The sequence below is a fragment of the Blautia sp. AF17-9LB genome (assembly GCF_003479185.1).
GTDB classification, from domain to species: domain Bacteria; phylum Bacillota; class Clostridia; order Lachnospirales; family Lachnospiraceae; genus Fusicatenibacter; species Fusicatenibacter saccharivorans.
Map to the genome: position 1 here is coordinate 80,823 of NZ_QUGU01000012.1, position 13,395 is coordinate 94,217.

General features: G+C 35.3%; 10 protein-coding genes and 2 pseudogenes. 1 reads left to right on the plus strand and 11 read right to left on the minus strand.

The annotated features are described in order from the left end of the window. Positions 1 to 45 precede the first annotated feature (45 nt). The 3 genes from DWX00_RS13540 to DWX00_RS13550 all read right to left on the minus strand — a co-directional run bounded on the left by DWX00_RS13540 (position 46) and on the right by DWX00_RS13550 (position 5,204). Positions 46 to 1,968, minus strand: a complete 1,923-nt coding sequence (locus DWX00_RS13540; protein WP_118595529.1) for a hybrid sensor histidine kinase/response regulator — start codon at positions 1,966 to 1,968, stop codon at positions 46 to 48. A 78-nt stretch (positions 1,969 to 2,046) separates the two neighbouring features. Next, positions 2,047 to 2,250, minus strand: coding sequence for a hypothetical protein (locus DWX00_RS13545; RefSeq protein WP_022462380.1), 204 nt, complete (start codon positions 2,248 to 2,250; stop codon positions 2,047 to 2,049). A gap of 80 nt (positions 2,251 to 2,330) precedes the next feature. After that, on the minus strand, positions 2,331 to 5,204 hold the full coding sequence (locus DWX00_RS13550) for a response regulator (protein ID WP_118595530.1): 2,874 nt from the start codon (positions 5,202 to 5,204) through the stop codon (positions 2,331 to 2,333). Between the two features lie 399 nt (positions 5,205 to 5,603). Here DWX00_RS13550 and DWX00_RS13555 point away from each other — a divergent pair, with 399 nt between their 5' ends. Beyond that, positions 5,604 to 6,704, plus strand: coding sequence for a transposase (locus DWX00_RS13555; protein WP_243038016.1), 1,101 nt, complete (start codon positions 5,604 to 5,606; stop codon positions 6,702 to 6,704). A gap of 14 nt (positions 6,705 to 6,718) precedes the next feature. Here the strand turns inward: DWX00_RS13555 and DWX00_RS13560 are convergent, their stop codons facing one another. The 8 genes and pseudogenes from DWX00_RS13560 to DWX00_RS13590 all read right to left on the minus strand — a co-directional run bounded on the left by DWX00_RS13560 (position 6,719) and on the right by DWX00_RS13590 (position 13,378). Beyond that, entirely contained in the window at positions 6,719 to 7,219 is a 501-nt protein-coding gene (locus DWX00_RS13560) for a kinase (protein WP_118595531.1), read from the minus strand. 326 nt (positions 7,220 to 7,545) lie between these two features. Beyond that, a pseudogene (locus DWX00_RS20605) lies at positions 7,546 to 8,228 on the minus strand (KilA-N domain-containing protein). Between the two features lie 115 nt (positions 8,229 to 8,343). After that, positions 8,344 to 8,925 (minus strand): annotated as a pseudogene (locus tag DWX00_RS20185) (HAD family hydrolase); the annotation flags it as partial. 39 nt (positions 8,926 to 8,964) lie between these two features. Next, the gene (locus DWX00_RS20190) at positions 8,965 to 9,429 is read right to left on the minus strand and encodes an NUDIX hydrolase (protein WP_330416966.1); all 465 of its coding nucleotides are present in this window, start codon (positions 9,427 to 9,429) and stop codon (positions 8,965 to 8,967) included. A gap of 250 nt (positions 9,430 to 9,679) precedes the next feature. Next, positions 9,680 to 10,450, minus strand: coding sequence for a DUF4393 domain-containing protein (locus DWX00_RS13575; protein ID WP_158578868.1), 771 nt, complete (start codon positions 10,448 to 10,450; stop codon positions 9,680 to 9,682). 211 nt (positions 10,451 to 10,661) lie between these two features. Further along, a complete protein-coding gene (locus DWX00_RS13580) occupies positions 10,662 to 11,024 on the minus strand; it encodes a type II toxin-antitoxin system HicB family antitoxin (protein WP_118595533.1) in 363 nt (120 codons plus the stop codon). Continuing rightward, the gene (locus DWX00_RS13585) at positions 11,008 to 11,265 is read right to left on the minus strand and encodes a type II toxin-antitoxin system HicA family toxin (RefSeq protein ID WP_118595534.1); all 258 of its coding nucleotides are present in this window, start codon (positions 11,263 to 11,265) and stop codon (positions 11,008 to 11,010) included. Before DWX00_RS13585 ends, DWX00_RS13580 begins: the two co-directional genes overlap by 17 nt. A gap of 145 nt (positions 11,266 to 11,410) precedes the next feature. Next, positions 11,411 to 13,378, minus strand: coding sequence for a DUF262 domain-containing protein (locus DWX00_RS13590; RefSeq protein WP_118595535.1), 1,968 nt, complete (start codon positions 13,376 to 13,378; stop codon positions 11,411 to 11,413). Positions 13,379 to 13,395: the final 17 nt, after the last annotated feature.

Sequence of the window (13,395 nt, forward strand, 5' to 3'; positions counted from 1 at the left end):
GTAAGAAGAACACTGACTACAAAATCAGTGTCCTTCTTTCTTCCTTTACATATATTTCATAATAGTCGGCAATAATACATTCATATCTATTGGTTTTGCAACATGATCATTCATGCCACTTGCCAAAGCCATCTTCTTATCTTCTTCAAACGCATTTGCTGTCATTGCAACAATTGGAATCTGCGATTTGTTACCGTCTTTCAGTTCTCGAATTCTCCTGGATGCTTCATATCCGTTCATAATCGGCATCTGAATATCCATCAGAATCAGACTGTAGTAATTTTGCTTTGCTTTGTTAAACATATCAATACATGCAACGCCGTTCTCCGCTCTTTCTATCATGATTCCCTCTTCCGTCAAAAGTTCCGTTGCAATTTCTGCATTCAAGTCATTATCTTCTACCAAAAGAACCCTTTTTCCTTCCAGTTTTTTGATATTCAACTGACCGTCTGCATGTTTCGGATTCCTTTCTTCCGCATTTGCTATTTTTAATGGAAGCGTGATTGTAAAAGTAGAACCTGCTCCCGGTTTGCTCTGAACTGTGATCTTGCCATCCATTAAATCCACCAGTTTCTTCACGATTCCCATGCCAAGTCCGCTACCTTCTATTCCGCTGTCTGACGAAGATCGTTCCTGTGAAAATGATTCAAAAATATGTTTTTGGAATTCTTCTGACATTCCGATTCCGTTGTCTGCTATGATAAGCTCTAATACACTCCAACCTTCTTTTTCGCCGGGATATTGGTTCAATGTACAGCTTATGTTACCGCCTTCACCCGTGTATTTCACAGCATTACTCAAAATGTTAATCGTAATTTCAGATGATCTTGCATCATCCATATACAGGTATGGATATCGAATGTTCTTATTGACTTTCAGTGTTTGATGTTTTTCTTCTATCGGTTTCCTAAACATATCAATACATAAATCAAAGTTTTTAGAAACATCTGTTATTGTTTCATCCAGCGTTGCTTGGTTGTTTTCGATTCGTGCTAATTCAAGAATGTTATCAATCAAATGCAGCATTTTCTTTCCGCACAATAATATTTTTTCAAAGTAATCCTCTAATATAGTTGGCTCCTTTAAATGTTTCTCTCCCAATTCTGCATATCCAATGATTGCATTCATAGGGGTACGAATATCATGAGACATATTAAATAGAAATGTTGATTTTGCTTTGTTAGCTGAATCGGCCAGTCTTGCAGCTTCCTGCAACAGTTTTTGCTGTTTCTGCTCATTTTCTTTTTGCTTCTTATATACAGAATATCCACAGGTACATAATATTACCAAAATACACGCTGTAATGCATCCCAGTACAATACTTAACTTATTCGTCTTCTCAACCATTCCATACGCTTTCTGCATATCCATTTCTATGCAGAAAGCACCTATCACTTCATTAGATTCATCTTCCGCTGTCACAGGATAACAGGCTGTAAAAATAGGTCCCCATGTTGTATCAACAATATCCTGAGAATATACTGTTTTTCCAGAAAGTGCTTTTTCTATATAAGGAACCATCTCCTTTTCAATCGGATCTCCTGGATGTCTGACGTCACCAGCCGATGGATCCAGTCCGTCTACAACGTAAATCAATCTACCGTCTTCATTTCTGGTTGCTGTGTAAATATATCTCGTAGAATTCAGCGTTCTGATTTCATTCATATATGTCGACATATTCTTGAATAGTTCTGTATTCTCATCAGCTTTACTTTTTATTTCATTAAAATCTTTTCGTCCCAGTCTGTTATTTACCAGCTTATGAACCGCATCTGCACTGGAAATATCTCGTTCAATTTCTGTTTTCAGAGCAGTTTTGGTATATGCTTGTTGTAAAATAAAAGTATATGCAACAACAGCCAAAATCACCATTGCCAGAAGGAATACCAACCGTCCCTCAAAAATTTTCCAATGATTTACCGGATTTTGATCTTTTCTTTTTTGTTTTATATAGTTATTTTTCATCATCGTATTTCACATGCCTTTTATCTAATTTTAATTTAATACAAAAACGTCTCAACTCTTCACGTATTTTGCAAACATGGGTTACATTTCCAGACTCATCCCTTTTTTTACAGTAAAAAGCATCCTGTGCCAACTGCCATCACACATACGGTATTCTGTGGAAATGCATTCTTCCGCCTTCAATCTTGCTGAAAGTGTAGAGATATCCAGAAATGGACGGATCAGCGAGCGGTATTCAGATGCAGCCATTGTATCACAAAACTGATACAGTTTCTGTTCTGTCATAACAAAATCCTCTCTCTATGTTTCCTGTCTGCTTATCCCATGCAACTGGAAGGCTCCTGATTGCTGCGGTTGCCTCATAATCATTCATGACAGGCATTTTGCTTTCTCAACTCTTCGCTTATGGTCTGCTTAATTTTTTCATCATCCAACGGCTTTGCAAGATGTGCGTTCATTCCTGCTTCCATACACCTTTCGGCATCTTCCCTGAATGCATTTGCAGTCATAGCAATGATAGGAATTGTTTTTGCATCCTGCCGATCCAGAGCTCTTATTGTTCTTGCAGCTGTAAGACCATCCATCACCGGCATCATAACATCCATTAAAATAACATCGTATGTTCCCGGTTCGGAAGCTTCAAAATGCTGAACAGCTTCTAACCCATTGTTCACTGTTTCTACTTTAGCTCCATTTTCCGTCAGCATAAATTCTGCTATTTCCACATTCAGCTCATTATCTTCAACCAGCAATACCCGGATATCTGATATATCTGCATCAAAATCTTCTTTTTCTTCTGGCCGTGCATTCGTATCAATTTTAAATGGAAGTATTACAGTAAAACAACTTCCTTCACCAAGCTTGCTTTCAACGGTTATGGTTCCGCCCATCTTTTCTACAAGTTGTTTCACAATAGGCATTCCCAGACCTGTCCCATTATAATCAGAACGTGGGGAATTATCTGCCTGTACAAATGGAGTAAACAATTCATTTTTTATAAATTCTTCTGACATTCCAATTCCATTATCTCTTATTTTAAATTCACATGTCATGTGATCTTCTGATCTTTCAATCGTTCTCATACTCATGTAAATAGAACCATTCACCTTATTGTACTTCATACTGTTTGTAAACAGATTCATCAATACTTTTTTCAGATGAACTGCATTGCTCCAAACATATATACCACTGTAATCATCATGTTCTCCTATAACATGAAGTCCTTTTTCTTCTGCCTGAAAGTATAGCGACTCCGTGATTTCTTTACATACCTGATCCAGATTGATGGATTCATCACCAAAAACCACGGTATCCGATTCTAACTTTGCCATATCCAAAACATCATTTACCAATGATAATAGCAGTTTCGAAGACTCATTTATTTTATTCAGGCAATCTTTTGCCCGCTCACCATCATTTCCGCTTTTTTCAAGAATTGTAAGCATGCCCATAATGCCATTGATCGGTGTCCTGATGTCATGAGACATGTTATTTAAAAAGGAAGTCTTAGCCTTATTGGCACTCTGTGCTTCTACAAGTGCATTTTGTAATTCCTGCCGTTTTTCTTCCAGTTCCTGATTCAGTTTTAATGCCTGTTCAGCAGATTTCTTGAATCTTTCCTCCGCACGTTTTGACTTCTTCCAAGAACGAAGAATGATACACAAAACAATGAAAAAAGAAATTCCAACGATAAGTGAAACTGGCAGTAAATTATCCTGAATAAAATCCCTCACTGTAACTTTTCGTGAGGAAACATTATACGAAACTACTGCACCCGAAAATTGAGCTGTAGGCATAGATGTCAGTGTTTTATTCAGAATGGACAAAAGAACCGGTTCTCCCTGCTGAACAGCAAATGAAACATCAGCTTCTTTTGTCAGGAAAGCGCTATGAAGCTTATTATTTTTCAAATAGTTTGAAACAGTACCTGAATTGCTTACAATACAATCTGCCTCCCCTTTCTGCATTGCTTTTACTGCTGCATCTGATGTCTCATATTCCATAACCTTCCATTGTGGATAATTGTATGAAAGATATGCTTTCAATACAAAATTATCTTTTTCAACAGCAGCTACATTCTCTTTATTCTCATCAAAAGAATCCTTTGCCGTAATTGCTGCCATATTGAGAGTCAACAGCGTATCCGACAAAGCAAATCCATTTGTTTCCGCAAAGTATGGATTCTGGTTTGCATGAAAAATCAGGTCTATTTTTCCATCCTGCAATGCCTGAAGCAGTTCACTTCTTGTATCATACCCCTTTAATTCAAATTCCAGAGTCTGACCTTGCAGACAATTTTCTGCAAGATCCACATAATCTGTAATAACACCTGTCAGTTTACCTGTTGATGGATCTACACTGCTGATACCTCCATCCTGATTCAGATACCCTATCCGGATTGCACCATGCTGCCCGATCCACTCACTTTCTTCTTTTGAAAGAAACGAGCTGCTCTGTGCAGAAAGATAACGCCTGTAGAGATCATCTGTGTAAAATGGGTTGTCATCCTTGATTCTGCGCATAGCACTATCCAATGCTTCTTTGATATCCGGACGTTCTGGATTTATAGCGAAATAGATTTCTGTCTCTCCAATACTTGTAAGCGGTGAAATATCCGATTCTTCCCAACGGGATTCTTCTACCGAAACGAAGCAGTCAATTTCATGTTTCGATAGTTTGTCCATAATTTCTGTGGTTGTAGAAACATTGATATGCTTCGTATGCAGACCATATTTTGATTCCCATTCATTAAGCACATCCTCCACTATATTATCTTTAGACACACCAATATTTTTTCCCTCAAAAGAATCCAAATTTCCTGCTGTAAGATCCATATTGGATGCATCCGTATAGATGTAGTATTTCTCTTCCCCCATAGGCATATCGGAAAAAAGCATATTTTCAGCACGTTCGTCTGTATAGGAAATGCCACCAAGAATATCAATCTCTCCATTTTCCAACTGTGTAAAGCAGTTTTTCCAATCACTTGTTATGTATTTATATGTCCATCCTGCATAACCTGCAATATCTTGAAGATACTCATAACCATAGCCGCTTCTTTCTCCCTTTTCATTGACTACATTATAAGTTTCCTCAAAAGATCCTACCCGGATAACATGATCAGAATTTTCTTGGGCAGATGTGGAAACAGGAAAAACAACCAAACATATCATTATGCAAAATATAAAATAACAAAATTTGAAATTTCTTATATTCTGTACTAATTTGCACTTCTTCATCTTTCTCCCACCCTCCAGGCTACAGTCGCTTGCTTGCTTGCAGATTTTAATTTTACATTCATTAATGTTCAATACCCCCACAACATTTTTATAAATATCTTTGCGACAGCTTCTGCTGTACTTTTACTATAATTATACTCTACAGCCAACTTGTGTCAATTTACTAACAGAGTAATTACATTCTTTTACTCTTTATTATATAACTATAAATGAGCAAGTTCGTGATTTTGCATAAAAGAAAGACACCTTGAATTCGATTGTATTGTATAATGAAAGTGACCAAACCAACATTTACAGCATTCACGAAAGAAGGTGCCTCCTGCAAATACTATACATCATTCAGCATTCATATACAACCAGTTTAAAAAATTAGATTTATGCAAATCGTATTCTAATCGAATGATCAATCATTTTATGAGTATCCTGATTAGCATCTTTCTTTCTGGATACCATGGAAAAACCACGGATTTTGCTAAAAACAGTTCCTGCCACAGAACTACAATTGCCCATTTCCTCAACTCTGGAAAGTGGGATGAATTGTTGCTTTCAGATACATTAAAACGGTCTGTCATTGAGATTATTTATTCAGAAGCAGCCCGCACCGGAAAACCTGTTTTCTGTATTGTTGACGATACGATAGCTTCAAAGACAAAGCCTTCGTCACGGGCTCTGCATCCGATTGAAGATGCGTATTTTCATCAATCTCATTTGAAAGGCAAACAGGACTATGGGCATCAGGCAGTTTCGGTTATGCCTTCCTGTAACGGCATTGTTTTGAATTATGCTTTTGTGCTGTATAACAAGGCAATTTCTAAAATCGACATTGTTCAGGATATCGCAAAGGAACTGCCAGCTCCTCCGGTACAGTCCTATTTTCTTTGTGACTGTTGGTACGTTTCTGAAAAAATAATCAACACCTTTGCCGTACAAGGATTTCATACCATTGGTGCTTTGAAAATAAATCGTTTGCTGTACCCGTCAGGAATGAAAAAGAAGCTCAGCGAATTGGCTGCCGAATTATCCGTGACACATAAAAACTTTGACCTTGTGACAGTTAAAGGCAGAAACTATTATGTGTACCGATATGAAGGCAATCTCAACGGTATAGAAAACGCAATTGTTCTTTTCAGCTATCCCGAAAAAGCATTTGGAAAACCGAAAGCACTAAGGGCCTTCCTTTGCATGGATGTGTCTTTATCCACAAATGAAATCCTGGACAATTACGTATGCAGGTGGCCAATTGAGGTATTTTTCCGCCAATGTAAGGATAAACTGGCGCTGGACAGCTATCAAATCCGTTCTGCACAGGGAATCCGAAGATACTGGTTGATTATGTCATTTGCACACTATATGTGTGTTGTTGGAACTGGCAAAGTCTGTCCTTTTGAAACAGCGTATCGCAGGATCAGTGACATAATCCAGATGGAAAAATATCTCACCCTCTATCAATGTGCGAGGGAATGCATTGGTTTTGACTCCTTTGTAAAGGTCGTGGCGTAGTTTTGTGCATTTTTTCAAATTTGCTCATTTATAGCTATATATATCATTTCAACAATACTGTCTGCATCAATGTCAGATGTAATAATTTTTTCATTAAAAACTGATGAAAAATCCTTTTCTCTCCACCATCTACGCATATCTTCTTCACCAAATTTCTGTTTTTTATCTCGTGTATTATGCCGCCTGACCGTCTCTTCAAATGGTATATCAAAATAGTACGCATATATATCCATTCCATACAATTCATTTGCCGTTTTGAACAAAGGACTATACCACTCATCATACATGATGCCCTCTAAAATAACCACATCACAATGCTCATACCCATATTTCATAAGTTCTATCATAAGTGGTAATGCCTTAGTATCAACGCCATCTTTAACCCACAAGATATTTCTCCTAATCTCATCTTGTGAAATCACCATTGTATTGTATCCAAATTTCTTTTGTAACGCTCTAGCTACTGTTGTTTTTCCACTTCCAGAGTTACCTCTTAATATAATTATCTTTTTCATAATTTCTCCTTAATCTTGCTATTACTCTCCCCACAAATAGAGGCCAAACTAGAGCCATTCGATAAAACAAATGCCGAAAACCCGCATAAATACAGGCTTTCGGCATTTTAATCCGTTATTCAAACTCGACAATTACTAATCAATTTTGTTTAGAGATTATTTATTGCCGTGTTCGCTTTTCTTTCGATTCTTTGATTTATCCATATTATCCTGCCTATAGGGCCTAATGTTATCAGTTTGTTATCGCTGTTGATAACATCCGCTCCGTAACTGTGGATAATAGCAATATGTTACGACTCAGATTATAAGCGAGTTTACTTAGGAAATCAACCATTTGTTTCTGTATCTTCAATAAGATTTTTCTTTAGTGCCTCTATCGTATCTTGGTTCTTTCTTAAAAGTTCTAATTGTCTGTACGCTTTTTCTCTTAATATTTTCAGCCTTTCAATTTTAGGTACTTCCTGTCTTATCAGGTCTGCATTTGTATCTTCCAGATTGATAAGCACAACCAATTCTTCCGCCGAAGCAAAATCTCGGATATTAGGAATTTTCCCTTTTATTCCTTTTTCACTTCTGCATTGTGCTGCTGTTTTCCCAAACAAAGCCATATTTAGAATATCTGCTTCTGAAGCATATGTATATGCCATTTCCTGCGGAGATAATGTGGGCGTTATCAAAAATTCTTTTACCGCATCTGTATGGATACGATACCGATTGCATCCATTGCTTTGATCCACTGCTGCGGTGTCAACGTAAACGCATTATCACCAGACTCTGCTTTAAACCTATCGAATTCGATAGGTTTAAAATTGGGATTGTGAATTTGTTCCCACAAGCCCAAAAATGAAATCGTAGAATGATTACGCATCCAGTTTGCCACCACGATAAAGGCATTATCTGGATTTTTATATTTTGCAATATCAGTGAGCGAAATGTAAGCTTCTTCATTAACAACATCGCCCATCACTCTGATTTCTGTCCCATTGGCATCTATTTTCATGTTTTTCATATAATTTTCATTTTCCTTTTTAGCAATAAACCCAACTCTTTATTTGTACCCTAACACATATCATATGTTCTGCAAGAACAATTGTAATTTGAATCTTATTTTATAGACTCATCCCCTATAAATATTTTAATACATCAGATAAGTTATTAATTTCCATATCAGCTTTTTCACTCTCATCTGTTATATTCCACAAACTTCCAAATCCCTGTTTTACCCATATAGTTTTCATACCCAACTGTTTTGCGGGTACAATATCATTATCAATACGGTCACCAATCATGACTGCATTCTCTGGCTTACAACTGCTTCTTTCCAATGCAATTTCAAATATGCGCCTATCTGGTTTTGAAACGCCTTCTTCTGCTGATGCGATAATCAAATCAAGATATTTTCTTACTCCAAGATTTTCTAAGCTCTCAGAAGTTCCTAATGATTGGTCTGCAATTACACCAATTTTATAAATTCTACTTAACTTTTTCAAACAATCTTTAGTATCTGTATACAGCCTCTCGTATTGCGATTCCCATTTAGGTAATTTCACCCCCAATTGCCTTGCTACCTCTAAATCTCCTTTTTTGTTTTCTTTATAAAACGACATGGCATATTTATAAATTTGCTTGTAAGTTAAACCTGATAAATCCGCTATCCTTTTCATCCTGTCTTCATAAACTTTGCTTTCATCAACCAATGTCGACCCAACATCAAAAAATAGTCATTTTATTTCGTCCTTTTTGGGTCAAAATCCTCTTTTTCTTGCTTCTTCTAGCAGTTTGGGTTGAATTTCTGGGTAAGTCCAATTAATCGGTAGTTCATCCATAATTGCTATTTTTTCAATTTCACTGTGAAGCTCTTTTTCAAATGTATGTATATCTGAGAAGAATAATTTTCCAAAAGTCTCCATTCCATCGAAATTATCTGGTGCAGTCACAGAATATATACAAATTGGAGTAATATCAAAAGTTATTGCTCCTGTTTCTTCATATAGTTCTCGTTTGGCTGTTTCAAGAATATCCTCACCATCTTCTCTATGTCCCCCCGGTGCCTCCCATGTATTTCTTTCCTTGTGCTTGCAAAATACCCATTTACCATTATGTCTGGCAATAATAACTGCAAACTTCAGCATTGAATCATTAATACTATCATAAAAATTCACTTTCGTCATATAATGCTCCTTATTAGATTTCATCTGTTTTCTTGCCATTATTGCTCTCACAAATAGCGCCAAACTAGAGCCATTTGATAAAACAAATGCCGAAAACCCGCATAAATACAGGCTTTCGGCATTTTAGTCCGTTACTCAAACTCGGCAAATCCAAAGATGTTCTTAAATATATTTGTTTAAGTTTTGTATCTTTTTCGCCGGTATTTTATTTCTGTTGCATATATTATTTTGGCTCACTGATTTTCTGTTGCCAATTTGTTGCCAGCTATATGTTAATAAATCACATCCTTTAATACAAACACACTTTACAAAATTCTTTTCCAAATTCACTTAGTTCATACATACTTTTCTTTTCCACAATATTGATTTTCTCATTTTCTTCTATATGCGGAAAATATGGCTGATGTTTCAATTCTTCATAATACTTTTCATCTACCAAAAATCGCTCGTAATATACCTCAACAATTCCCAACCTATGTAAATTATCTAAATATTCCGGAAACTTTTGTGGATATTGGCAATCAGCTTTATAACATATATCACTAAAATATGGCAATATATCACTCTCACCAGCACCATTATCCAATTTGACTCTAATCTTTATCATCGGTTGTTTATCGTCCTGGTATAAGTACTTAATCATTTTCCCTTCATCTGGGGATAATTGTTTTATTATGTCTACAAACGCTGGATGGGCATCAATAGAATCCGCATTCATAGCTGCCCCTAATAAGTTAGTAAACATCTCTCTTAATTCTTCTTTATGCGAAGTATATCTCATTGCCTCAACTACTGGAACTGCAATCATAGGATCTGGAGAAATAATCTTTTCTTTTTCTATTTTTCTTTTTTCAAAATATTCAGGTATCGCAACATCTAAGTAATCTGCGATTTTATCATACCCCCATACTAATGCAGATATTGGTGCTAACGCTAATTTAGTTACCCCTTGCAATCCCTGTCCTACTGTACTTAACGCAGGATGTGCCAAATCATTATATATATCCTTAACTGGTAATTGCTTTGCTATTTCTCCACCAAATGTTTCTTTTTTATCCATATCGCAGATTTCTCCTTCTTTATCAATTACAGTCATGGTAACAATACATCTATAAAATTGTACTATAAAAAATCATTCAGTCACCTATGAATATCTATCACATAAAATCAATTTATGCTATTCACTTTTCATATATGTTGTCCTGACATACCGATTTTTATTTTCATACATTGACACTCCATTATAACTGCATTAAAAACTTTCACAATCATTATTTTGAATACACTGCATCATTTCTGGAAAGAAGATACACACAGTATTGATTCATGCTGATTCCTTCTCTCTGAGAATGTTCTGCCAGTGATCTGTGCAAGCTTCGTGGAATTCTCAATTTAAACTGTCCGGAATAATCTTCCAAACTGTCTGGTTTATGAATCTCTACACCGTCTTCCAATGCAGCTTCAATCCATGCTTTTTTTGCATCCAATGCATTTGCTACCGCACTCTCCACTGTCTCACCACAAGTAATACAACCAGGCAAATCCGGATAAGAAACTACAAATCCGCCTTCATCTTTATCTTCCACGATTTCCATACGATAGGACATTGCCATATAATCATTCAGTGTCTTCATCATTCTTCGCCTCACTTTCTACAATCTGCCTTACCATTTCTACATATACTTTCTTGATTGGTTCATGCTTTGGTATTGTAATTGGCATACACCCTTGCTTTCTGAAAGTGTAATGACTGCTTCCACTTCTTGGTGCATTCATTTCATATCCGTAGCTTTCCAATACCTTCCGTAACTCATCAAACCGGAGGTCTTTCGATAAATTGCATATACGTGTTATCAGTTTATCCCATTTTGACATTTGTTATACCTCCTATCTATATTATATGTGGTGTCGTATATGGTGTCAATATTTTATTGTCTATTCCAAAATATTTCATTTGCTCGCATAAAATAATATAAAACATACCTATGTCAATGTTTCTTTGAGCTATCAACATTCTGTTCTAATTTGTTACTTCTGTTTTCCACTCATCTTCTGACAACTCCATTACATTGACCAACTGTTTGCAGAAATTATATATATGACTTGCACTTAAATTTGATTCATAATAATATTCATTGCACAACTCTTTAGGTCTTCTAAAAATTTTTGCATTTTTTCCAACGAGCGATGGATAATCCGTTTCTATGTTTTCAAGCTTATCCGGGGCTAAATCAGATACAACTTTCAATGTATACATTAAAACATCTGCCCATGTCTTTACATTAAATTCTTGTCCAAGAACTACTAACGAATAAGGTTTTGTTCCAGTTACACTTGACAGATCGCTACTATTGATTGTTTCACCAAAATATGGATATATTTTCATCAATTTACTTGCAAGAATACCTGCTCTTTGTTTTATTTCTATATCGCTCCATTTTTCAACCGTTGAAAAATACTTATTCATCTCTAAATGAGATTCATTGTATATTTCACGCTTTCTTTTAAAACTATCATTTGACAATTCTGAATTATACGCCGTAAGCGTTAAATTTCCCAGCGTGTTTAAGTATAATTCATGGGTTTGTTCACAATCATCACCTAAATGTATTTTCCATTCGTCAGAAAGTGTTTGTGGCATAACATGCTCTATTGTCATATTATCTAAGCTGCTTATTTCTTTATGTTTAAAAGATTGTTCTATCCGTTCTAATATAATTTTAGTTTTCTTTACTCGATCACCATTCCCATAAAGTTTTGCAGTCTTTAAACATTCCCTAAAATCATAGTCCTTAGGATAATTTTTCGCCTGTAATGCTTTTTTTAATTTTAATAAATATGAATCCTCTTCAATTTTTTGCATTTGGGAAAAAATCGGTGGGAATATTTTATTCAATTGATTAGATGGAACGCCACATACAAATCTTCTTATAATGTAATTTTCAATAACAAATAACATCTGTACCAGTTCTTTCGCTTCAATTATCTTTTGTTTATACAGACTATATAAATTCAGCAATAATGGATACGATGTTGAAATATCTAATTCCTTTAAAACTATCAATTCATTTCTTATTTCTATATTATCTTCTTTTTCTGGATGTAAAAAAATATCATACATTTCTGAATATATGCATAGCCTTTCCAGATATTCTTCTGCACCTTCATTATCAATCTGTTCTTTTAAAACATTATAGACGTCACCCGTATTAATATACTCACCTCCCATCATTAAATAATGCCGTACAAATTCAGGAATTGACTCACCTAATCGATCTTGCATAGGTTTCCATTTTTCTCTGTATACTTCCTCTTGCTTTTCTATATGTATGCTCATAAAAACATAATTTCGAATTAAATCCGCAACCGATAAAGGTTTTCCTTTATGATTCAAACTCTCAAAAACAAGATATGGATTGTCTGATGAGTCTAATACAATACTTACTATAGATAGCTTTGTTGTAATTATATTTTTCATACGATCCAAATCAATATTTAATGCCAATTTTTTTCTAAAAAAATTATATGCATTCCACATTTCATGTTCAATTTTCACTTCCGGATTTGAACTAATGCTTTTAAAAACGTCTCGGTCAATTTGCGTTGGTAAAATTTTATAATAATCATTTCCCTTTTTATATGGATTTACCAAATATATATTCTTAATTTCTTCATATTTTTCTATTTGTCCACTTTCTTTATACAAATCACCCATTGCCATTAAAATTAAATATAATGTTGTAATTCTCTGTTGTCCATCTATCAATGAAAACTTTGCAACACCTTCCGGCACAGATTTTGCTGGAATTGTAACCAATGATCCCATAAAATGTTGTCTTGGATTTTCTGAATCATATAGTTCCTTTATATCCGTCCATAAAATCATCCACTCTTTCTTCCCCCAGCTATATGATCTTTGAAACAACGGTACAACATATTGCTTTACACCTTCAAATATTGGTTGAAATATTGTTGACGATACATCCATAATTCATTCTCCTCTTC

Coding starts and splice junctions, on each gene's coding strand:
- DWX00_RS13550 (WP_118595530.1), bottom strand. CDS start 5,204: ATGAAGAAGTGCAAATTAGTACAGAATATAAGAAATTTCAAATTTTGT.
- DWX00_RS13540 (WP_118595529.1), bottom strand. CDS start 1,968: ATGATGAAAAATAACTATATAAAACAAAAAAGAAAAGATCAAAATCCG.
- DWX00_RS13560 (WP_118595531.1), bottom strand. CDS start 7,219: ATGAAAAAGATAATTATATTAAGAGGTAACTCTGGAAGTGGAAAAACA.
- DWX00_RS13555 (WP_243038016.1), top strand. CDS start 5,604: ATGATCAATCATTTTATGAGTATCCTGATTAGCATCTTTCTTTCTGGA.
- DWX00_RS13590 (WP_118595535.1), bottom strand. CDS start 13,378: ATGGATGTATCGTCAACAATATTTCAACCAATATTTGAAGGTGTAAAG.
- DWX00_RS13575 (WP_158578868.1), bottom strand. CDS start 10,450: ATGGATAAAAAAGAAACATTTGGTGGAGAAATAGCAAAGCAATTACCA.
- DWX00_RS13580 (WP_118595533.1), bottom strand. CDS start 11,024: ATGAAGACACTGAATGATTATATGGCAATGTCCTATCGTATGGAAATC.
- DWX00_RS13585 (WP_118595534.1), bottom strand. CDS start 11,265: ATGTCAAAATGGGATAAACTGATAACACGTATATGCAATTTATCGAAA.
- DWX00_RS20190 (WP_330416966.1), bottom strand. CDS start 9,429: ATGGCAAGAAAACAGATGAAATCTAATAAGGAGCATTATATGACGAAA.
- DWX00_RS13545 (WP_022462380.1), bottom strand. CDS start 2,250: ATGACAGAACAGAAACTGTATCAGTTTTGTGATACAATGGCTGCATCT.